This is a genomic window from Hoeflea sp. TYP-13 (assembly GCF_040932035.1).
Classification (GTDB): domain Bacteria; phylum Pseudomonadota; class Alphaproteobacteria; order Rhizobiales; family Rhizobiaceae; genus Hoeflea_A.
Genome location: NZ_JBFRBB010000001.1, coordinates 1,126,088 through 1,147,362, shown reverse-complemented (window position 1 = coordinate 1,147,362; position 21,275 = coordinate 1,126,088). Strand labels below are relative to the sequence as shown.

The window sequence follows — 21,275 nt, the reverse complement described above, 5'->3', positions numbered from 1 at the left end:
ACGGGTCGGAATTCCGGCCCGTTTTGCTTTTCGGACGCCGCCGCCAGCTCGGCTTCAGGTTTCTTTTCGCCCCATTGGCAATGTTACTCTTATCGCCGACTTTTCCTCTTCGCGAGGAACAATCAAAACCGATCCACCATGGGTTTGTGCGATCTGGCGCACAAGCGGCAAGCCAAGCCCATAGCCATTGATGTTCTGACGGTCTGCCCCCCGGTAAAAGGCCTGGAAGACCTGTTCGCGATCATCGTCCGCTATGCCCTCGCCGCAATCCGCGACTGTGATGGTGACAGCATCCGGCGACGATCCGATACGAACAAAAACAGGCGGTGCGCCGTGTTTGAAAGCATTTTCCAGAAGGTTGGCCAGGAGCCGGTGAAGCAGGCGCGGATCCCCCCTGATTTCAGGAGCGCTGCCCGAGAGCTCGCAATCGTCGTAACGGGCGCATTCTTCCGCCGCCAGCGCAACAAGGTCGACGGTTTGCATGAGATCCATATTGGCGCCGGCATCCAACCGGCTCATCAGGAGAATCTCGTCAATCAGGCTGTCGAGCTCGGCAATATCCCGCTTGAGCTGTGCCTTGCGCTCAGGGTTCTGCCGGCCCTGCGACATTTCAAGCCCAAGCCTTATGCGGGACAGCGGCGTGCGCAATTCATGCGAGGCATTGGCGAGCAGCATTCGATGAGCGCCAATCAGTTTTTCGATCTTCTCCGCCGATTCATTGAAGCTTTCGGCAAGCATTGCCACCTCGTCCCGTCCGCGCACGTCGACACGGGCACCGAGATCGCCTGCTCCCATGCGCTCGACGCCGAGCTGCAACTGTTCAAGCCTTTTGGTAAGGCGCCTGACAAAGGGATAGGCGGCCAGGCCAACGCCAACAGCAATAGTGCCCAGCATGAGAAGGAGGTTGATCAGCGGATGGAATCCTTTTCCCTCACTCGGGTCGGCTATCAGGGTTCGCCCATCAGGCAGATCCAGCATGAATGCCGGGCCGCCCCGGGATCTGCGCCATCCACTGCCCCCGTCACGGTGTCGAGGCATGGGCATGACGGATCCACGTGCGGCTATCAGCTGGTCCCGGCTGTCATAGAGACTGATATCGATGTCGAGTTCATTGCCGAGCGCTACAACCGCGGCCCGTTGCGCGTCGTCAGATGCACCGGCATCGGGCAGCGCATTGTAAACGAGACGGCTGATAACATCCCCAATCCTGCCCTCGGTACGATCGCGGCCAAAGACGTTCCACATAACCCCCGACAAAATGACGACGGTAACCAGGCTGGCAATGATGGTCAGGTAGATCTGCAGATAAAGCCGCCGCCTCAGCATGACCGGCCACCATCCGTTTGCAATCGCTGCGACAAACCGACGACCATCAGTCCTGCGAGCGGGCAAAGACATAGCCCGCTCCCCTCACCGTGATCAGTCGGCGCGGTCGATTGGGGTCTTCTTCGATCTCCGCCCTGATGCGCGAGATATGCACGTCGATCGAGCGGTCGAAAGCCCCCAGATCCTCACCTTTGAGCGCATTCATGATGTAGTCGCGGCTAAGCACGCGTCCGGCGCTGCCGGCCATGATTTCCAGAAGCTTGAACTGGTGCGAAGTCAGAGCACAGACTTTGCCGCCGATCCTTGCCTCCATGGCCTGCGGATCGATTTCAAGCGTGCCGAAGCGCATAATGTCGGGACGATCCTCCCCTTTTCCGCGCCGGAGGATCGCCCGCAGCCGAGCCAGCAATTCGCGCGGCTCGAAGGGTTTGGGCAGATAGTCGTCGGCGCCGATTTCCAGGCCGACGATCCTGTCCATCGGCTCGCCCTTTGCCGTCAGCATGAGGATCGGCACCGAATCCGTAGCGCGCAGCGTTCTGCACACTTCAAGCCCGTCCGTATCCGGCAACATGAGATCCAGCAGCACAGCATCGAAACCGCGCTGGCGCTGCAGGGCCAGCCCTTCGGTCCCGGTTGCAGCGATGGTGACGTCAAAATCGGACTCGCCGAGATAGTCCCTGACCATCTCGGCGAGTCTCTGATCGTCTTCAATGAGAAGAATCTGCTGGGTCATGAAAAACGGCAGTTTTCGGATTTTCGTCTAGTGGCGCCAGCCGCGGCGCATTGATCGAAACTGCTCCATCCGCTCCCTGATCGTTTCGCGCTGTTCTGCCGAAAGCACCATTGCGACATCGGTGACAACATTGGTCCATTCTTTGCTGATCTGATCGACTTCCGCAAGTTTTTCGGCCCGCAATGCCTCGACAGCTGCCCGGTCAATCACAGGCGCGGTCAGCAACGCGGCAATTTCTTCGCCGGTTTCATGCATTTGCGCGCGCGTATCCTTCATGCTGAGGACAGCCGGTGTGACGATGGAAATGATCTGCTCCTGCTGTTCGTCCGTGGCGTCGATCTCGATGGCCAGATGTTTGACACCACGGGTGATCTTTTCCTGTATTTCCGCGTCCGACAGGTTGGAAAAACCACCGCCATGACGGCCCCAACGACCGCGCCAGCCCACATTTTTCACGTCGCTTCCGCTATCGGCAGTCAGAAGACGTATATGCTGATACGTGTTGGTCTGAGCTATGGCCTGCACGCCAAATATGCCACCAGCGGTAATGCCGGCACCAGCAATCAGCGCAATCGCAAGGCGGTTGCCCTTTTTGGTTTTGGTTGTGTTTGCATTGTTGGAATCGTTCGACACAATCTCGCTCCTAATTTTGTCGCAAGAGTGGGATTTCCCCTTGCTTCCATTTCAATCTAGGAGCCGGACGTTTCGCACGCTTTTCCGCCAGGTAAAGAAATGTAAAGTTCCGGCATCGCACGCCATGACACGGCTCGCGCATTGCCGGTGACGCATGCTTTGTAGCGTCAGAAGCGCCCATACTTCAGATAGGCGGCCTTGGGATCCTCGCCACACAAAATTGCCTTGCGCACAAGGTTTTCCGTCTGCATGACCTTTTCGACATCATCAACGACCGCTTGCGCAAGGTCCTCCGGGATCACAACCGCCCCGTCAATATCGCAGATTATGTAGTCCCCGGGCCGGATTGAAACGCCGCCGATAGTGACCGGTTTCTGGAACGCGTCGGCGCTCCAGGAGCCCACCACGTCACGGGGTGTTTTGAACCGGCTGAACACCGGAAATCCAAGCCGCAGGATGAAATCGCAATCCCGGCAACCACCGTCGGTGACATAGCCTTTGACCCCGCGATACTGGAGCGTTTCGGCGCTAAGTTCGCCCATCAGCGCGAGACTGTCATCGTTGCCGGCGCAGACAACAACATGATCCTTTGGCGCCGCAGCCAGGAATTCCGTCCAGGCAAGCAGCGTTTCGTGATCGCTCAGCCCGGTCTTGCGGCTGCCGGTGACCGTAAAGACCGGACCGGCAAGCACCAAGCTGCGGTCCAGCGGGCGCAGATCTTTCGGCAGGACAGTATCGGTGATGCCACGCTCTCTCAGGACATCGAAAACCGCTCCCGTGTAACATTTTTCCAGTCGCTCACCCAATGAAGTCAAAGTGCTTTCCCCTGTGTGTGTTCTTGCAGGTTCAGCCGGAAAAAGCCGGCATTTCCAGTCCCTCATGAGGCACTTCGATCGCAAAGAGACTGCCTGACAAGGGATGACGGGCAAGCGTTTCCTCATCCATCAGGATCGTGCCTGTGGTGATGAAAAGCGTCCTATTGGCCCGACCACCGAAGCCGACGCTGGTAACCGTCGGCGACGGAACTTCTATTTCCATGTCGATATTGCCGTTCGGCAGGTATCGCCTGACCCGGCCGCCGGTGACCACCGCCACCCAGAGCCCGCCATCGGCATCGACGCAGATCCCATCGGGGAGCCCTTCCCCTTCTTCCAGCTTCGCAAACAGCTTTTTGCCGGAAAGCGCCCCGGTGGAAGGGTCGCAGTCGCAGACAAAGATCTCGCCTTTCATCGTCTCGTTGACATAGAGCTTCGAGCCGTCCGGCGAAAATGCCGGGCCGTTGGCAACGGTGTAACCCTCATCGGCCACGACCGGCTGCAGGTCCCTGCCCAGATGATAGAGCATACCCGTTGGCTCTTGAAAATCGAAGTCCATGCTGCAGACCCACAGGCGCCCGTCCGGACTGACGGCACCGTCATTGAACCGGTTGGCTGCGGGTTCCTGCGGAAATGCGACAACCGTATCAAAACTGCCCGACTGCATATCGAGACGCGCGATGGTGTGTCTGAGCAGCGCCAACACATCTCCGTTCTCGCGCTGGATCGTGCAGCCGACCGTTTCAGGCGTTTCCCATGTGCGCCTGTCCCCCGTCTGAAGGTCGAGACGGAATATCTTCTGACCCAGAATATCGACCCACCAGACCGCATCTTCGTCCGGGTCATAGCGTACGCCCTCGCCCAATTCGGCGCCGGCCTCCCACAGGCACTTCAATTCGCCCATCTCAAACTCCCTGATTTCACCAATCGACGATGGTGCCGTCACTCATGACGGCGTTCCTGGTTTCGATACTCTCGCGCTCATAGGGGTGGCGGGCCGCTACCGCCTCATCGATTTCGATGCCGAGGCCGGGCTTTTCGGGAACCAGCCAGTATCCGTTTTCCGCGCGTATGGGATTGGCTGAGACAACCTCGTCGAACCAGGGAACGGCGCCAACCATCTCCTCCTGGATGATGTGGTTGGGCGTCGAAACGGCAAAATGCAACGCCGAGGCCCCCGCCACGGGCCCTGCGGGATTGTGCGGCGCGACGCCAATGCCGATGGTCTCGGCCCGTTGCGCAATCTTGCGGCCTTCCGCCAGCCCACCGCAGTGGCAAAGGTCTGGCTGAATAATATCAACAGCGCGGCGCGTCAGCACCGTTTCGAATTCATCCGGTTCTATCAAACGTTCACCACTGGCGATCGGCACCGGCGAATTCTCCTTCAGGAACAACAGCGCCTCCGTGTCACCGGGCTGAAGCGGCTCCTCAGCGAACATGAGCTTGCAGTCGGCTACGGCAGTCAGATAATCCAGCGCCGCGCGCGCCGAGGCCGGACGTCCGTGAAAATCGATCATCAGCGCGAATTCGTCGCCAAGCGCGGTTCGCAGTCCCTGAACCGACTCGGCGAAGCAGGAAACGCCCGCCGGTTCGGTCAGATAGTGCGTATAGGGGACGTTGACGATCTTGGCCGCCGTGTAACCACGTTCCTTCAGGTCGCTGCAACGCGCCAGAAGAGCGTCCTTGTCGAAAGTGTGATAAACGGCCGACATCTCACCCATGCCGAGATGCGTATAGACCCGCACCCTGTCCCGCACCTTGCCTCCCAGAAGCCTCCAGACCGGCACGCCCAGGTCCTTGCCCGATATATCCCAAAGGGCCGTTTCAATGGCGCTGACCGCGCTTTGACCGATGGAGCCCAGCCGCCAATAGCTCTGCTTGCGCATGATCCGCACACACTGCGTAATCTGTGTCGGGTCCTGCCCGACCAGAAGATCGGACAGATCCTCGACGGCACCGACGACCGACCTTGTTTTCCACTCAAGCGTCGCCTCACCCCAGCCATGGAGGCCGGGCTGGTCGGTTACCACCTTGACGAACAGCCAATTCCGCATATCGGCATTCACCACCAGGGTTTGGATATCTGTTATGCGCATGGTGCTGGCTTTCGTTGCAATTCAGATATTCGGATAGAGGCTGCACCCGCCGTCGACGGTCAGGATGGAGCCGGTCATGTAGCTGCTCATGTCGCTGCTCAGAAAGGCAACGGCATCGGCAACGCTCTCGGGAGGCTGCAGAAATCCGAGCGGGATCGCCTTTTCAGCACGCGCCCGGTACTCGGCGTTCTCGTTCCAGGTTTTCAGTGCCATGCCCGCTCCGACAATGCCGGGCGCAATGGCGTTGGCGCGAATACCGCTCGCCGCCAGTTCGCGCGCAAAGCCCCTTGTCAGCGCATTCATCGCGGCCTTGCTGGCCGTATAGGGTGTGATCTCGGGCCAGGGCACATCGTGGACCCAGGAACTGGTGAAGATGAGTTGAGCGCCCCTGTGTTCGGCGCCCAACCACTGATTGACCGCGGCCTTGGCGAGGACAAATGCTCCGCGCACATTGACGTTCATCAGTTCGTCGAACTGCTCGAGGGCATAGTCCTGAACCTTTTCGACATGAACCACACCGGCGTGGCAGCAAACCACATCAGGCATGCCGACCTTTTCCGCAATCTGCGCCAGTGTTTTTTTGGTATCCGCTTCATTGCTGATGTCGCACTGGAAATAATAGGGTTTGATTGGCAATTCCCAAAAGCGCTCCGTTGCCTCTGCATCATCCACAACATCCAGTGCGACGACGCGGGCGCCGCGCTCTGCAAGTGACTTGCAAATCACGACGCCGAGCGCACCCGCCGCTCCGGATATGACAATGGTTTTTCCATCCAGCTTCATGTTTTCATTCTCCCTGTTCGGCAATCATCTATCGCGCACTCAGGCATAGAGTTCGGAACGGATTCCACCGTCGATGAGCAAATCCGATCCTGTGATGAAGCCGGCCTGCGGCGAGGCCAGAAACACGACCGCTGCAGCCACTTCCTCAGGCTTTCCAAGACGATTGAGGGGGTGATGTGCCGCCCATTCGCGCTCCAGATCCTCCGGCTTGCGGTCCTTGAAGGTTCGTGCCGCGATCTGAACCAGCGGCGTGTCAATGGTGCCGGGCGAAATCGAGACACAACGGATACCGTCACCCGCATGGTCAATCGCCACGGTTCGCGTCAATCCCATCACCGCAGCCTTGCTTGCGGCATAGGCGGCCGTGGTCTTCTGGCTGGCATGTCCGAGGATCGACGCCGTATTGACGATGACACCGCCGCCGGTGCGTTTCATTTCCTGCACCGCCCTTTTGCAAGAAACAAACTGTGCGGTCAGATTAACCCGCAATGTGAAATCCCAGTCATCAAGGCTGAGTTCGTCAACGGTGCCATAGCGGGCGATGCCGACATTGTTGAAGACCACATTGATGGCGTCAAACTTCTCCACGGCGCGGTCATAGGCCGCGCTGATCTGCTGTGGTTCGGCCACGTCACAACGAACAAACTGCGCCCGATCCGAACCAAGCTCCGCCGCCACAGCCTCCCCTTCCTCCGCGAGGAGATCGGCAATGGTTACCCGCGCGCCGGAATCGGTAAAGGCGCGCGCCGTCGCGGCACCGATACCCCGGGCACCACCGAAAATCAGAACCGATGAAATTTGAGGTACCATTGCCTATTTCCCCTTAAGCTATCCAATAGATAGAGCCAAAATTCTCAAAGTATCGATATATTTTTGCATATATTGTCATATACGATGGATCATTTCATCAATACCTAGCTAATTTTCGAGCAGTTGACAATACCTATCATATAGGTTAGTGGATATCGTCAATTCAGTCGGGTTGCCGTGGGAGGAAATCATGCAACTATCGAAAAAACTGTGCTGCGCGCTGGCAGCATCGGCGTTCACCGTGAGCGGAGCGCTCCATTCCGGCGCAGCACAAGCTGAAGAGCTGGAGATTGTGTTTACGCACCACTCATCGGTGAGCAACTCGTTCTGGCGGGGCGTCAAACGCGGCTTCGACGAAGCCTGCGCGCTGGTCAATGCAGACTGCCAGATGGTCTTCACCAATACAGAGGGCTCAATCGCGGAGCAGGTCAGCAACATTCAGGCCGCAATTGCGCGTCGTCCCGATGCGATCGTGACCGCGATCGCCAATGACGAAGCGATCTGCCCTCTGCTCAAGCAAGCCAGCGACGCCGGGATCATCGTTCTGGCATCCAATGTCGATGCCAAGTCGAAATCCGAGTGCGGTCGCGAAGCCTATATGGGCCAGAATTTTGTCGATGCCGGGGAAGTGTTGGGCAACAAGACCGCCGCCCTGTTTCCCGATGAGGGTCCGATACACGTGCTGCTCGGCATTTCGGCGCCGGGGCAAACCTGGTCAGAACAAAGAGCCCAGGGCATCGAGAAAGCCCTTAATGCCTTCAGGGAAGCAAACCCGGACAGGGATCTCGTCGTCAATCGCATCGATTCAGGAACCGATCTGGCCATCGCGGCGCAAAGGGTGACGGCCTATCTCGATGCCAATCCCGACCTGACGGCCTATTTCGACATGGGTTTTTGGGAAGCATCGGTCGCCCGGGAACTTGAAAACCGCGGCATTCCCGCAGGCAAGATATTGCTGTCCGGATTCGACGTCATTCCCGAGGTCGTCGACTATATGGAAAAAGGCTATATCCAGACCGTCGTCAACCAGGGACCCTACCTTCAGGGGTACCTGCCGGTCATGCAGGTCTATTTGATGCGGCAGCATGCCCAGCCGGCGTGGAGCGTCGACACCGGACGCGGCGTATTTTCCATCGAGCAGGCGAAAGCCGCCCTTGAGACATTCAGGTAGGAAAGCGCAAGCCATCACCCCGCAAGTATTGCTGCGGGGTGACATTGCGCAGGAATTCGTATGACGCACGTAACCTCGGCTCCGGCCGCACGAACATCGTTTTCAAACCGCATTATTGCCGTTGCCGCCAAGCCGGAAGCTCTTGGTGCGGCCATCCTGATAGTCGTCGTGCTGGCCTTCCAGGCACTGAGCGGCGGCATTCTTTTGAGCCCCTACAACGTCTCCAACGTGCTTGCCGTGCTGCCGGAGATCGGACTTGTCGTTATCGGTGTTTCCATACTCATGATCGCCGGCGAATTCGACCTTTCGGTCGGATCCGTTTTTGCCCTGACCCCGATGATCGCGTTTACCCTCGCCGAATCCGGCCTTCCGATCAGCCTGACACTTGCCATTGCAATGGCCTGTTCACTGATCGTCGGATTCATCAACGGTTATATCACCCAGGTTTACCGTTTGCCGTCCTTCATAACGACGCTGGGCATGCTGTTTGTGGTTCGCAGCATCACGGTATCGGTTTCCGACGGGTTTCCGCCCCCATTTGCCGCAGATGCGCCGACATTTCTGTTTTCCGATTTCATTGGGCCCGTCAGGGTATCGATGATCTGGTTTTTTCTGTTGTTCGCTTTGGCTGCCTTTGGCCTCAAGCTGACAAATTACGGCCTGTGGGTCTATGCCACGGGCGGCCAAAGGGAAGTAGCAAAGTCGGTGGGCATCAACACATTCCGCGTCAAGATGGCAGCGTTCATGCTGTGCAGCGCCCTTGCCGGATTTGCCGGCCTGCTTCAGGTGTTCCGACTGAGATCGCCCCTGCCCTCCCTCGGCGAAGGGCTGGAACTGCAGGTGATCGCTGCAGCCGTGATCGGTGGCGTGGCTCTGACCGGCGGGGTCGGCTCGGTCATCGGTGCGGTACTCGGTCTGCTGCTGCTCAAGGTCATTGAAAACGGCCTCATCCTGGTGGGTGTCGAGGCGAACTGGTTCAAATTCGCGACCGGATCGATCATGATCGTCGCCGTCATCCTGCATGCCAGCATCGCAAAATACGCCAAGACAAATGCGGCTGGAGACGACAAATGAACACGTCAACCGATTATGTCGTCGAAACCTGCAACCTGTCCAAATCCTACGGAGCGGTACAGGCAGTCCAGGATGTCAATTTCAAGCTTTCCAGCAATGAAGTCGTCGGTCTTCTCGGCGACAATGGCGCCGGAAAAACAACGCTGATCCGGATGATCTCGGGCGCCGAGAAACCGACGGGCGGACAGATCATGCTTCGCGGTGAGCCGGTTGAAATGCAATCGCCGCGCGATGCTATGCGCGCCGGGATAGAAACCATTCATCAGTATAATTCCACAGTCGGCACCATGTCCGTCGCGGAGAACATATTTCTCGGTCGGGAAATGCTTGCCGGTCGCATCGGCAATTTCGGGATTTTGAGAAGGTCGGAAATGCGGCGGCTGGCCGAGGCTTCGCTTGGCAATGTCGGTTTTCACCTGCGCTCACCCGATGCCCAGGTCGGTGAATTGTCGGGAGGGCAGCGCCAGGGCGTTGCCATCGCAAGGGCTCTGCAGTTCCAGTCGAAAATAATGATCCTGGATGAACCGACAAACCACATATCGGTTAAAGAGACCAACAATGTCATTGATTTTACGAAGAATCTTCCCAACCGGGGGTACTCGGGTATTTTCATAAGTCACAACTTGGGGCATGTTTTCGATTGTTGCTCCCGCATAGTTGTGATGTCGCGCGGGCGTATCGTTGCCGACGAGAAGTCCGAGGCGCTGACAATCTCGAAAATCGAGTCACTTCTGTGACGTGTCCTGCAGTGTGAGGAAAACTGGACGGTGGATGACAAGGCGGTAAAAATCGCGGCTGATACGGAAGAGACCCGCAAAACGGCTACCGACAACGTGCTTGAGGCGATGCTGTCCCTCATTCAGGACGGCGGGCTTGAGCCCGGAGACAAACTGCCGAGCGAAGGTCAGATGGCGCTGGATTTCGGCGCCAGCCGCGGCACCGTCCGCGAAACCGTGCGGGCGCTCTCGCAACTGGGCGTTCTCGACGTCGGCAACGGCAGACGGGCAACGGTCGCGGCGTTCACCGGCGAAAAACTGGCCGTGCTGATCGACCACGCAGTCCGCACCTCTCAGGTTACGGTCGTGCAGACCTGGGACTTCAGACAAACCCTGGAGATCAGGGTTGCGCGCCTTGCGGCGCTTCGGCGTGAAGACAGCGATATTGCCAACATGCGGCTTATGACCGAGCGGATGAAAAACGCTCTTGGCAATACCGATGAGTTGACCGAAGCGGACATCAATCTGCACCTTGCCTGGGCAAGGGCTGCAAAAAATCCGCTGTTTGTCGTCAATATGGAGTCACTCAAGTCGGTCATGCGGCGCACAGGTCCGATCGGCTGGGCCGCACTCGGCGGCAGCGACATGGTTCTGGAGCACATCCAGATCCATGAGCAACTGACGGAGGCTATTGCAGAGCGACGGAGCGAAGATGCTGTCCAGCTGATGTCGCGTCATTTCGAGGTTGCACGCGCGGCGCTTTACGATTCCGGTCTGGCCTAAACCACCACCGGTGAAGCGACATGATGCGAAACTAGCCTGCCCTCTTCATGCGTGCGCGCCGTTCCTCGCGCTGCTCTTTTTGAATTTTCCGGAATTCATCCATCTGGCCGGGCGAAAGAACGGCTGACATCTGTCCTTCCATGCGCGTCCTGTTTTTCTCCATGTCGCCGCGCATGGCGAGCAGCACGCGCAATGGCGGCCGGTTTCCCGATTTCGGATCGACGCCGTGTTTTTCCAGCACCGCCCGGGTCGACACGACGAATTCTTCCATGATCGGCTGGATCGCCGTGCGCTGCTCATCGCTCAGTTGCAGCCGCACCACCAGTTCCTGGATGCGTTCGGCCCCTGGTTTCCCGTCAATATTCGACAAATTCTGTGCCGGAGCCGCAGTTGCATAAAGAACAAGCAGCAGCAGGTAGAAACCGCCCAGGCATATCAGGCGGACGGTGGAAAATTGCAGGTTCCGGCTCATGATGGTCACTCCCGATGATTGCGGCAATTTAATGCCAATCGAAGTTCAAACGCACTCTCTTCGGCGCCGGTTATAGGGAGCGCGTGTTGCGGCTGTTTTTCGCCAATGTAAAGTTATGTAAAGCCAGCCATTGAACCCTTGACCGGACGTAAAATCGGACCAACAGGAATGCCAGAAAACGCTGCGACGACAGCTATTTAGCCGTCGACAGCGGCACGCGGGCGGATAAGCCTGCCTGTGCGACGCTGCTCGAATATGTGCGCAATCCAGCCGGCCGTTCGCCCTACAGCGAATATTCCGAGGGCTGCTCCTTGCGGCAGCCGCAAGTGCCGCTCCAGCAGCGCCAGCGCGAAATCCAGACTGGGGCGGGCTCCGGTCGCATCATTCACTTGCCTCATTGCGTCCCGCCAGGCGGCAGGCATCGGACAGTGACGCAACAGCTCCCTGGCCCGCGGATCACCATCCGGATAGAGAGGATGGCCGAAACCCGGCGGTGGTGCGTCGCCGGGCTGCAAAGACAGCGTTTTCCCGCTTGCAAATCCATCCATCCAATCGAGAAAACGTGTCGTTATCCCGCCATGGCCGGTACCGGACAATGTTGACAATCCGGCGAGCAGAGCCGCCGGAAGAGAGGCACCTGCGGATGCCGCCACTCTAGCGGCGTAAGTCGATGCGTTCAGCTCATGATCGGCGCATAGTACAAGGGCTCTCCGCAACAGATCCGCGGCGCCCGGATCATCCGACCATTCTTTGGCGAGCAGTGCGTGAACAGGCACGTTTAGACACCGGTCGCAGCCTGCCGCACTCAGTGCCGTCAGCCGCATGATCTCACCCGCCCGCGGCCGGCCGTCGCCTGCCCGATGCTCAATTGCCTGCCGGGCCATCATCTCCAAAATCCGGTTGAACGGAGATAGACCGTCCTGCAATGGGAAAACCCGTTTGGAACGTGCCGGGGACTTTGACCGAACGCCGGCGAGGGTATGGAGAATATCCTCGAGCGTACGAGACCGGGACATTTCGACCGCGTTGTTTCCGCGATAGTAAAACTGGCCGTCAGCGATGCGGGTGATCTTCGATATTAGAACCGGCTCGCCCCAGTTTATAGTCGATTCGGCGACCGACCGGCGCGACCGTCCCCGGCTTTTGCGTACAAGCAAGGCTTCGATATCGCGCCTGTCATAAAGGCTTTTGCGCGCGTCTCCCGGTTGGGCAATTGTCCTGACGAGGCCACGGCTGACATAGGCGTAGAGCGTATCACGCGATATGCCGAGCCGCTCGCAGGCTTCACCGGAACGAACGGTGCAGTAATCACTGTCAGTTCGATTTTTCATATTGATTATCTTGATCAAGATTGACCCGCTGTCAAATGCCGGGGAAGTTTCAGGCAATTCAAAACAAAGGACCTGCGATGACGCTTCCCATGTTCGATGAGATTCAAACTGCCTTTCCCCACACTGATGACACCGCCACTCCACACACCGTTTCGGCAATTGGCGCAGGCGCGTTACCCTCGTGGTTCGAAGTTACGAACCTTGCGGTGGCGTCAATCGGCATAGCCGGAGCGAAACTGGCCCGCTTGATCGAACCACATCTCGATGGGAGACCACGCATCAAGATCGACAGGCGGCTTGCTTCCTTGTGGTTCGGCATGACGCTCAGGCCGCATGGCTGGGAAATGCCCTCGCCCTGGGATCCGATCGCCGGCGACTACCACACAAAGGACGGGTGGATCCGCCTGCACACCAATGCGCCCCATCACCGGGCTGCCGCGCTTTCGGTTCTGGGCCGGCACAGCGACCGCGCCGGCCTTGAACCGGCCGTGCTCAAATGGGAATCCGACGATCTGGAATATGCCATTGTCGAGGCCGGCGGCTGCGCCGCAACCATGCGCGATCTCACAGGCTGGGAAAACCACCCGCAGGGCAGCGCAGTCTCGGAGGAGCCGCTGATACTCTGGCAGGCGCATGGCAGTGTCGATCCAAAACCGCATGGATTTGTTACCGACCGGCCTCTTGCCGGCATCCGCATACTGGATCTGACGCGGGTGCTTGCCGGTCCGGTCGCGGGCCGGTTTCTGGCAGCTTATGGCGCCGATGTGTTGCGCATCGATCCGCCCTATTGGGACGAGCCCGGCGTCATACCGGAGGTTACGCTCGGAAAACGGTGTGCCGGTCTTGATCTGAAGGACCATGATGACCGCATTGCATTTGAGCGCCTTCTTGCAGGGGCTGATGTTCTTCTGCACGGATACCGGCCGGATGCCCTGATCAATCTCGGCTATGATCTTGAAACGCTGCGCCGTATCAATCCGGCGATGATTGACACATCGCTGAACGCCTACGGCTGGTCCGGCCCCTGGTCAGGGAGGCGCGGGTTCGACAGCCTGGTGCAAATGAGCAGCGGCATTGCCGATTACGGCATGAAAATGAGCGGTGCAGACAGGCCGGTGCCCCTGCCCGTCCAGGCGCTCGACCAGGCGACCGGATATCTGCTCGCCGCCGCAACCCTGCATGCACTTCGGGACCGGATGGCAACGGGCCGCATTTCCTCCGCCCGTCTGTCGCTAGCCGGGGTGGCGCGCCTTCTGTGCGGCACGAGGCGAACGGATCTGGCGCAAGCCATGCCGGCAGAGACTGAGGATGATGCCGATCCGCGCATCGAGCGGACCGCATGGGGACCCGCCCGCCGTGTGAAATTCCCGCTTCAAATCACCGGCATCGCGCCGGCTTGGGAGCATCCTGCGGGAATGCTGCGGTCAGCCGAACCTGTGTGGTGATCCCGGCGCGCTGTTCAGTCTGCCATAACGGTGTATTCGGGCGAACCATCCCAGATCAGTTTCCAGCGGGCACCGGGACGCACGTCCTGGACCAGATACGGGTGGAAGGCCACAAGGCAGGTGCCGCCGGTGTGCCGGACCGACGGGTAGATGATGCCGCGACCGCCATTGTCCCGCAGCCCCGCGGCAAACGCCTGCCCTTCGGGATACGCCGTTTCCGGTTCTTTACCGAGGTAAGGCACAGGTTCGTCCAGTCCGCGCACATCGTGAAAATCGCCGATGAATGCGGCAAGCAGCGTCTGATACACCGCCTCATCCTCGAACACATCGATTGCCGCGAGTTCACGGGTCTTGTGAAAGGCAACCTCGGCTATCGCCGTCAGATCGTCAAAGGCGCAATACCAGGCGCCCCTTCCGTCGTCATTGAAACGGTTACCGCCGGCCCTCGTATAGGCGAATGCCGCGTTGATATAGGACTGACCCCAGACATTGAAAGCCAGTTCGCGCGGATCGAGATCCGGCAAACCCGAACTCTGCGCCTTCAGCCGGCGGTTGGTCAGCCCCTCAACCTCCGCGAGGATTGCCAGTTCCTCTTCGCCATCGACAAGCGGGGCCAGAACCGGGGGCTTGTAGTACGCGGTGGGAACGAGGCGGACGGTTGCTTGCTGGCAGATTGTCGTTAGAGGCGGCGTCACGCACCGCCCCTTAGCGCATCGACATAGTTCCGCGTTTCCATGATCACCGGCAGGCCGCCCTCGATCATGATTTCAACAGGTTCACGGCCGGCGAACATCGGTCCCTTGTTGCGCAGTCCAACCCAGCGGTCCGCGAGGGTTTCGCCAAAAAACAGATGCAGCGCCTTGTAGAGGCCGGTAATGGCGCTGACCCGCAACAACTGATCGCGATTGAGCCGGCCCGTCCATTCGCCGGTTTTCATACGCGCCCATGTGCGCGGGCTCACCGCTATCAGTTCAGCAGCGGTCCTGTTGTTAAGCTTCCAGGCGGCGGCAATGCGGGTGTAGGCCTTGGCGGCGACTGTCGAAACACGGTCGTTGTCATAGACGGAGAGCCCGGCACCTGGACCGGCAAATTCCTGCAGGACGGGTTGCAATGCCATCATTCGCTCCTTGCCAATTGGCATAAAATACCTTGCCAAATGGCAAATATCAAGGGTTTTGACTTCACTGCGGCAGCTAACGAATCCGCCCCGCAATGCATATTTTCAGGCAACAATGCAGTGATGTCAGCAATGTGGCTGAACCGTCATTGAGGCTGTACAGCTGTGCATAAACCACACCGAATTCATTGATTTTTATAATATTTTCAAAACCTTGACGTGCGACATGCACGTTTTGATTCACGCTGTTAAAAATATAATTCGGTAAGGCGCCGCCATAAAGCGTCGGGTGGGCATGCTGCACTCAAACCGGATGGCCTCGGTTCACGACCGGTCTATTCCGTCCGCTTCATCCATTAGGCCACGTATCTTGCCGGCGAACCACCACGCGGCGGGAACTCCACCCACCAGCCCCAGACCAATCGACTGAAGCGGCGTCAGTGCATCCAAACCGATCGCCTGTGCCATCAATCCTATGAAGAAGATATTGATGGCTACTGCGCCGGCGGCAAACGGATAGGCAAGAAGCGCCATGCGCTGAACCGTCCAGCGGGTTTCCTTTTCCTGGTTCGCCGGATGATCTTTGCTCAAGCCGCCATCCTCACGGAATGGTCAGACACAGCTGCTGCAATGATGCGTGGGACCTGCGGCCATATTCCAACCGGATCGAGTATCGGGCCCGAGAAGCGCGCCTTTTCAAGTGCGGCCGGTACATCTGTTTCGACATGACGCGACCTTCCGGCAAAATACGGCAGGCAAAGCGCCTGTCCATCAACCTTTGCCGCCTCAGACAAACGCGGCGTCTCGTCAAGAAATCCGACGGATACGCGCTTGAACAACTTGCAAAGCTTATCCGCGGCGGCCTGTGCTGCTGCCCGCGGCCGATGATCTGTCAGGGAGCCATGGGCAGCCAGAACGACGGTTGTTTCCATCGGATCGCAGCCGCCGGCAATGGCGGCTAGGTGTGCCTGATCGCGGCAAAGAGAATGGATTGCCGGATCAAGACCAAGCGGCGCGAGGATTTCGAACTCCCGCAAACCAAGCGCTCGCAAGCGGCGCGACAGCTCCTTTCTCACGAACCAGCCGTCAGACATGAACAAAGGGTAGACGAGAGGCCTGGACGTCTGCAATTCGCCCGCAACTGCTTCTAGCGTGTCCCTGCCCGCCAGCGTCGCCCCACGAACGGTCCATCCGGGAAGGCAGGCGGCAGCACAGCCCGCTGTCTCAGCCAGCACACGGTCCTGCGCTTCCGGTTTCGATGGCGAACCGTGTGCGACAACAAGCACCGACCGGTTTTCAGTGGCTGGTGCCATCGGAGAAGCTGATCTTGTTCCAGACATTGTATTTTCCCGACGGTTTCCTCATGGGCAGGCGGGTGACTTCCTCCAGTGTTTTTGCGTCATAGACAATGACCGCGCCGTCATCCTCCCAGACGCTCACCAGCGCGTAGCGTCCATAGCGGTCGAATTCGACATGGGCGACCGTTGCGCCCGGCACCGGCCGCAGTGTCTTGACGATCTCCAGCGACTGCTTGTCGATCACGTGAAGCGCATCGCGGTTCGGTCCGAAAAACACATCGGCCCAGACGTGGTCGGCGTTTTCGTGGCTGCGCAGGAAAAAGCCGGGGCCAAGCGTTTCAATCGTGTTGACGACCTCCCAATTCTCGATATCGATGACGGACAGCCGGCCTTCCCTGAGATGCGGCGTCGCCATGACGCGGCGATCACCCCTGAACCACGAGATCCCGGAGCCCAGATGCGGCAGTCCCGGGAGCGGCAGTTCCGCAATCTCGCGCCCGACATTGAGATTGACCACGACGCCGCGTTCTCCATCGCGCGCCGCGCCGATGAGATTGCGGTAATCGGGTGTAAAGAAAAAATCGTCAATCGGCTCACCAACCTCGATGCGCCTCAATGCGAACAGGCCTTCGGATGAGGCAAGTGCTTCGATCATTCCCTTTTCATGGCTGTGGACGTAGCCCTCATAAACCGGATCGGCATCGGGGTCGGTGGCGATTTCCCAGATCTCGGGCGCATCTTTCAGCGCCAAAATGAAGCTGTCGCGCTGCGGCGCCTGATAGACCGCCGAAACGCGCGAGGCAGTGCCGTCCTTTGCCTTGACCGTGAATATGCGTTCAACCGATAGGTCATCGGCAGACAAAATCGTCAGTGTGCGCGGCAGATAGTTGGCGACGGCCAGATGTCTGCCGTCCTTGGAGATTGCGATGTTGCGGCTGTTTAGCCCGGCGCGGATACGCCCGACTTCGGCGAGGCTCCAAAGGTCGTATTTCTGCACCCAGCCGTCGCGAGACATGATGAAAACATAGCGCCCGTCCGGAGTGAATTTCGGCCCGCCATGCACCGCGAAGGGCGTTGCGAAGCGGTCCATGACCTCAAACCTGTCGCCATCCAATACGCTGACATGGTGGTCACCCGTCTCCACAACCAGAAAGACGTTCAGCGGATCGGCTTCGAAGACCGGTTTTTCAGCCGGCCGGTAATCGGTATTGAGCGACCGGCTGGCTGTGATCTCATCGACGCCCCATTGCGGAATTTCGGCAAGCGGCACCTTTACGAATTCAGCCAGAGCGGTAATTTCATCGGCATCCAGCGTTTCGGCAAAGGCGGGCATCTGCGTGGCAGCGCGGCCATTTGAAATGACATCGGCAAGCCTGGGTCCGCGCATGCGCTTCAGGGTCTCGGGGATCAATGCAGGCCCCGTCCGTCCAAGGCGGTCGGCGCCGTGGCAGACCGCGCAGTATTCTTCATAAATTGCCTCGGGCCCAGCAAGCGCCGGACCGCTCAGCAAAGCCATGCAGCTAAACAAAGCGATGAATCGGATCACTGCTCTTACCTCGAAATGGTGTCACGGTTACGCGGTCGCCACTTTCAACGCCGATCTCCTCGTCGCTCATGTAGCAGGCTGGGTCCTCGGCCCAGGGATCGCCGGTTACCTGCAGCGCCCGGATGCGGGTATTGCCGCCGCAAACGGCCTTGTAGGCACATGCCCCACAGCGTCCTTTCAGCGGACGCGGGCGGAGCCGGAGCGCTGCAAGCATCGGATCGTCGCCGGTCCACAATTCGGAAAAGCGCCGTTCCTTGACGCTGCCAATCGTATAGTCGGACCAGTAGGTATCCGGATGTACATTGCCCTGCGGGTCTATATTGGCAACGCCCACCCCGGCCGAGTTGCCACCCCAGGCCTCAAGATGCGCCCGCAGATGATCAATCTGCTGATTGGTGAAGCGCTTTTGCGCCCACTGCAGGAAATAGACCGCATCAGCGTCGTTGTTGCCGGTGACGATATCGAGGGGCCTGCCCTCATCGGCGGCCTTCCACGCCCGGCTTATCAAAAGATCCATCGCGGCGCGCGAACGGGCCCAGCTTGCATCGCCGCCCCGATTCTTGTCGCCGCGACCGGCATAGACGAGATGGGAGAGATAGAATTTGTCGACGCCCTCGTCTTCCGCCAGTGCCAGCAAATCCGGCAACTGATCGGCATTGTCTTCGGTCAGGGTGAAGCGCAGACCTACCTTGATGCCGCGTTTCCTGCAGGCGCGCACGCCGGCCAGGGCCTGATCGAAGGCCCCGACCTGGCCGCGGAACCAGTCATTCGTCTTGCCGATCCCGTCAATGCTGATGCCGACATAGTCAAATCCGATATCGGCTACCCGGTCGGCAGTCTCGCCAATGATTGCCGTGCCGTTGGTCGACAACGCGAGATGCACTTTCAGCTGTCGCGCGCGCTCGGCGATCGTAAACAGATCCCGCCGGGCCAGCGGCTCGCCGCCCGACAGGATCAGTGCTGGAATACCAAATCCGCCCAGATCTTCCAGCACGTCCATTGCCTGTTCATGGGTCAGTTCACCCGGAAAATCGACATCGGCCGAAACGGTATAGCAATGGCGGCAACGCAGGTTGCAGCGTCGCGTCAGGTTCCAGATCACCACCGGTTTGACCGGTCCCTTGTGCCGGCGCACAGGCCTCGGCTCAACGATCTGGCGCATATATTCCGACAGGCGAAACATCAGTGTTTTCCTTTCCGGGCCAGCCTCAGGCCGGTCTTTTTCAAGATTCGCGTTGAATAGAGGATTGTGCCGGCGCGGCATGCCGGACCGAGGAGCGCGGCAATAGCCTCGCGCTTTTCCCCCACCTCGGTCCGGGTGGTGCCGTGCACCATGGCGAAGAGGTTGTACGGCCAGTCCGGGAGCGCGCGCGGACGAAGATAGCAGTGGGAAACGAAATCGAGTGCGCCGACTTTAGCGCCGAGTTGCTCTGCTGCATCGTCCTGGACATCCCAAACAGTCATGCCATTGGCCGTCATACCCAATGCGTAGTGATTGGGCGCAACGGCAATCCTGCGGATAACACCGCGCGCCTGCATTGCAGACAGGCGCTCGATCACGTCGCTTTCTTCCAGGCCGAGCGCGGCGGCGATATGGCCATAGGGTTCGGGAACCAGCGGCAGACCGGACTGGGTCTCTTCAATAATCCTGCGGTCGGTTTCGTCGATGATCATGCGGCCACCTTGAAACCAATGAAGAACTCTTTGAGCTTGGGGAAGCGGAATACGCAGATACCTGTTTCCGCTTCGATCGTTTCGGCCGCCGCCTCAATCCCCTCGGGGGCTTCAGTCGCCAGCACGAACCACATGTTGAGCCTGTGATCACGTTCATAGTTGTGGGCCACTTGCGGCAATGCGTTGACGATACCGGCGACCGTATCGAATCGGTCTTTCGGAACCTCCATTGCGCAGAGGCAGAAAGCACCGCCCATGGCATCGGCATTGTAGAAAGGGCCGAAGCGGGTAACCGCGCCTTCCTTCTTCAATCTTGCAAGACGCGCGATGAGTTCGTCTTCTTTAATACCGAACTGTGTTGCCGCGTCACGATAGGGCCGTGTGGAGAGCGGAAAACCCTCCTGCAGCGCGTTGATGATGCGGCTATCGATCGCGTCAATGTCACAGACCGCGCGTTTCATCCCGTCGCTTCCTTGGCTTCGGTGATGAGCGCGCCGGTCTGCTTGAAGCACCGGACACTGAACAGGACCTGATGGGGAACGGACGCCAGCCCGACATCGTCACAGGCGCGCTCCAATATGCCAAAGGCCTCGGCGCGGCTGCGCGCATGGATCATGCAATAGAGGGTGTAGGGCCAGACACCGGGCACCGGGCGGCGCTGATAGCACAAAGTTACACCGGGGACCGCAGCCAGGGCCGGTCCAACGCTTTCAATTTCAGCTTCCGGCAATTCCCAGACCACCATGGCATTGGATCGCCAGCCGAGCGCCCGGTGACGCACGATCACACCGACGCGCGTGAGGAGGCCCGCGGCCGAGAGGGCTTCGACCCGCCGCAGCACTTCGGCTTCGGATCTGCCGAGTGTATTTGCAAGTTCGGCAAAGGGGCGCGATGTCAGCGCAAGCCCGGTCGACAGCGCCTGCATAATAGCCTCATCACCAGGTTCCAGAACCTCGGCATCGACGCTCTTTCGCGGCGGGGGCATGCGGCCCGATCCATCCAGGGAAAATCCAAGGCTTATGTTGAACGGGCGCACCAGCGGCAGGTTGAGAACGCGCAGGCCCGTTGCGCTCTCGATCCGCGCAAGCGTCGCATCGACATGGAGGCGGTTCGGTCCCGTCGCCACGAACCAGATGTTCCAGTGATTGTCGCGAAGGTAGGAATGGTTGACACCGGCTTCCGATCCAATGATTGATGCTATGTGATCGACCTGAAGCTCCGGCACGGAGACCGCCGCCAGCGTGCTTGCGCCGGCTGTATTCGGCCGGCACGTGGCTCCGATACGGCTGATCGCACCTGCCATGTTGAGCTTTTGCAGTCGCTCCAGCACTTCGGCTTCGGAGAGGCTCAGACTTTCCGCAATCACCTCAAACGGGCGCGATACGAGCGGGAAATCCCGCTGCCAGCGGTCGAGAAGGGCGTTGTCGATGGGGTCGAGTGCGAGGTTCATGG

Annotated in this window: 24 protein-coding genes; 5 read left to right on the top strand and 19 right to left on the bottom strand. The window is 59.1% G+C overall.

Translation table 11 applies throughout. The features are described 5' to 3' along the window. Positions 1 to 54: 54 nt before the first annotated feature. The 8 genes from ABVT35_RS05345 to ABVT35_RS05310 form a co-directional block, all read right to left on the bottom strand. Positions 55 to 1,398 carry a sensor histidine kinase gene (locus ABVT35_RS05345; RefSeq protein ID WP_368465248.1) on the bottom strand — a complete coding sequence of 448 codons (1,344 nt, stop codon included), beginning with the start codon at positions 1,396 to 1,398 and terminating at the stop codon, positions 55 to 57. Then, a complete protein-coding gene (locus ABVT35_RS05340; protein WP_368465247.1) occupies positions 1,373 to 2,059 on the bottom strand; it encodes a response regulator in 687 nt (228 codons plus the stop codon). The genes ABVT35_RS05345 and ABVT35_RS05340 overlap by 26 nt, the downstream gene beginning before the upstream one ends. A gap of 27 nt (positions 2,060 to 2,086) precedes the next feature. Then, positions 2,087 to 2,692, bottom strand: coding sequence for a Spy/CpxP family protein refolding chaperone (locus tag ABVT35_RS05335; RefSeq protein WP_368465246.1), 606 nt, complete (start codon positions 2,690 to 2,692; stop codon positions 2,087 to 2,089). Positions 2,693 to 2,859: 167 nt separating this feature from the next. Then, positions 2,860 to 3,507, bottom strand: a complete 648-nt coding sequence (locus ABVT35_RS05330) for an RraA family protein (protein ID WP_368465245.1) — start codon at positions 3,505 to 3,507, stop codon at positions 2,860 to 2,862. Positions 3,508 to 3,538: 31 nt separating this feature from the next. Then, the gene (locus ABVT35_RS05325) at positions 3,539 to 4,411 is read right to left on the bottom strand and encodes an SMP-30/gluconolactonase/LRE family protein (RefSeq protein WP_368465244.1); all 873 of its coding nucleotides are present in this window, start codon (positions 4,409 to 4,411) and stop codon (positions 3,539 to 3,541) included. Positions 4,412 to 4,427: 16 nt separating this feature from the next. Next, positions 4,428 to 5,603 (bottom strand): galactonate dehydratase, encoded by a 1,176-nt coding sequence (gene dgoD, locus ABVT35_RS05320; protein WP_368465243.1) that lies wholly within the window; start codon positions 5,601 to 5,603, stop codon positions 4,428 to 4,430. A 21-nt stretch (positions 5,604 to 5,624) separates the two neighbouring features. Further along, positions 5,625 to 6,386 carry an SDR family NAD(P)-dependent oxidoreductase gene (locus ABVT35_RS05315; RefSeq protein WP_368465242.1) on the bottom strand — a complete coding sequence of 254 codons (762 nt, stop codon included), beginning with the start codon at positions 6,384 to 6,386 and terminating at the stop codon, positions 5,625 to 5,627. A gap of 39 nt (positions 6,387 to 6,425) precedes the next feature. Next, on the bottom strand, positions 6,426 to 7,196 hold the full coding sequence (locus ABVT35_RS05310; RefSeq protein ID WP_368465241.1) for an SDR family NAD(P)-dependent oxidoreductase: 771 nt from the start codon (positions 7,194 to 7,196) through the stop codon (positions 6,426 to 6,428). A gap of 190 nt (positions 7,197 to 7,386) precedes the next feature. On the opposite strand from ABVT35_RS05310, the gene ABVT35_RS05305 reads away from it, so the two are divergent. Genes ABVT35_RS05305 through ABVT35_RS05290 form a run of 4 tightly spaced genes read left to right on the top strand, consistent with a single transcriptional unit; the run spans position 7,387 to position 10,940 of the window. Continuing rightward, positions 7,387 to 8,367 carry a substrate-binding domain-containing protein gene (locus ABVT35_RS05305; RefSeq protein ID WP_368465240.1) on the top strand — a complete coding sequence of 327 codons (981 nt, stop codon included), beginning with the start codon at positions 7,387 to 7,389 and terminating at the stop codon, positions 8,365 to 8,367. Between the two features lie 60 nt (positions 8,368 to 8,427). After that, entirely contained in the window at positions 8,428 to 9,441 is a 1,014-nt protein-coding gene (locus tag ABVT35_RS05300; RefSeq protein ID WP_368465239.1) for an ABC transporter permease, read from the top strand. Continuing rightward, on the top strand, positions 9,438 to 10,178 hold the full coding sequence (locus tag ABVT35_RS05295) for an ATP-binding cassette domain-containing protein (RefSeq protein ID WP_368465238.1): 741 nt from the start codon (positions 9,438 to 9,440) through the stop codon (positions 10,176 to 10,178). The genes ABVT35_RS05300 and ABVT35_RS05295 overlap by 4 nt, the downstream gene beginning before the upstream one ends. Positions 10,179 to 10,208: 30 nt before the next feature. Next, positions 10,209 to 10,940 (top strand): FadR/GntR family transcriptional regulator, encoded by a 732-nt coding sequence (locus ABVT35_RS05290; protein WP_368465237.1) that lies wholly within the window; start codon positions 10,209 to 10,211, stop codon positions 10,938 to 10,940. Between the two features lie 31 nt (positions 10,941 to 10,971). On the opposite strand, the gene ABVT35_RS05285 is transcribed toward ABVT35_RS05290, so the two are convergent. Both ABVT35_RS05285 and ABVT35_RS05280 read right to left on the bottom strand, forming a co-directional pair. Then, complete coding sequence (locus ABVT35_RS05285) at positions 10,972 to 11,412, bottom strand: hypothetical protein (protein WP_368465236.1); 441 nt, start codon at positions 11,410 to 11,412, stop codon at positions 10,972 to 10,974. A 197-nt stretch (positions 11,413 to 11,609) separates the two neighbouring features. Beyond that, entirely contained in the window at positions 11,610 to 12,743 is a 1,134-nt protein-coding gene (locus ABVT35_RS05280) for a citrate/2-methylcitrate synthase (RefSeq protein WP_368465235.1), read from the bottom strand. Positions 12,744 to 12,820: 77 nt separating this feature from the next. Here ABVT35_RS05280 and ABVT35_RS05275 point away from each other — a divergent pair, with 77 nt between their 5' ends. Beyond that, complete coding sequence (locus tag ABVT35_RS05275; RefSeq protein ID WP_368465234.1) at positions 12,821 to 14,188, top strand: CoA transferase; 1,368 nt, start codon at positions 12,821 to 12,823, stop codon at positions 14,186 to 14,188. Positions 14,189 to 14,202: 14 nt separating this feature from the next. On the opposite strand, the gene ABVT35_RS05270 is transcribed toward ABVT35_RS05275, so the two are convergent. The 9 genes from ABVT35_RS05270 to ABVT35_RS05230 form a co-directional block, all read right to left on the bottom strand. Further along, complete coding sequence (locus ABVT35_RS05270; RefSeq protein ID WP_368465233.1) at positions 14,203 to 14,883, bottom strand: RES family NAD+ phosphorylase; 681 nt, start codon at positions 14,881 to 14,883, stop codon at positions 14,203 to 14,205. Continuing rightward, on the bottom strand, positions 14,880 to 15,305 hold the full coding sequence (locus ABVT35_RS05265; RefSeq protein ID WP_368465232.1) for an antitoxin Xre-like helix-turn-helix domain-containing protein: 426 nt from the start codon (positions 15,303 to 15,305) through the stop codon (positions 14,880 to 14,882). The genes ABVT35_RS05270 and ABVT35_RS05265 overlap by 4 nt, the downstream gene beginning before the upstream one ends. Positions 15,306 to 15,629: 324 nt before the next feature. Next, positions 15,630 to 15,896, bottom strand: a complete 267-nt coding sequence (locus tag ABVT35_RS05260; RefSeq protein ID WP_368465231.1) for a hypothetical protein — start codon at positions 15,894 to 15,896, stop codon at positions 15,630 to 15,632. Next, the gene (locus ABVT35_RS05255; RefSeq protein ID WP_368465230.1) at positions 15,893 to 16,645 is read right to left on the bottom strand and encodes a sirohydrochlorin chelatase; all 753 of its coding nucleotides are present in this window, start codon (positions 16,643 to 16,645) and stop codon (positions 15,893 to 15,895) included. The genes ABVT35_RS05260 and ABVT35_RS05255 overlap by 4 nt, the downstream gene beginning before the upstream one ends. Continuing rightward, entirely contained in the window at positions 16,602 to 18,119 is a 1,518-nt protein-coding gene (locus tag ABVT35_RS05250) for a cytochrome D1 domain-containing protein (protein ID WP_368465229.1), read from the bottom strand. The genes ABVT35_RS05255 and ABVT35_RS05250 overlap by 44 nt, the downstream gene beginning before the upstream one ends. Positions 18,120 to 18,123: 4 nt before the next feature. Continuing rightward, on the bottom strand, positions 18,124 to 19,332 hold the full coding sequence (gene nirJ / locus ABVT35_RS05245; RefSeq protein ID WP_368465228.1) for a heme d1 biosynthesis radical SAM protein NirJ: 1,209 nt from the start codon (positions 19,330 to 19,332) through the stop codon (positions 18,124 to 18,126). Continuing rightward, positions 19,332 to 19,823, bottom strand: coding sequence for an AsnC family transcriptional regulator (locus ABVT35_RS05240; protein ID WP_368465227.1), 492 nt, complete (start codon positions 19,821 to 19,823; stop codon positions 19,332 to 19,334). Before ABVT35_RS05240 ends, nirJ begins: the two co-directional genes overlap by 1 nt. Next, positions 19,820 to 20,284 carry an Lrp/AsnC family transcriptional regulator gene (locus ABVT35_RS05235; protein WP_368465226.1) on the bottom strand — a complete coding sequence of 155 codons (465 nt, stop codon included), beginning with the start codon at positions 20,282 to 20,284 and terminating at the stop codon, positions 19,820 to 19,822. The genes ABVT35_RS05240 and ABVT35_RS05235 overlap by 4 nt, the downstream gene beginning before the upstream one ends. After that, positions 20,281 to 21,273 (bottom strand): AsnC family transcriptional regulator, encoded by a 993-nt coding sequence (locus tag ABVT35_RS05230; RefSeq protein WP_368465225.1) that lies wholly within the window; start codon positions 21,271 to 21,273, stop codon positions 20,281 to 20,283. The genes ABVT35_RS05235 and ABVT35_RS05230 overlap by 4 nt, the downstream gene beginning before the upstream one ends. Positions 21,274 to 21,275 lie beyond the last annotated feature (2 nt).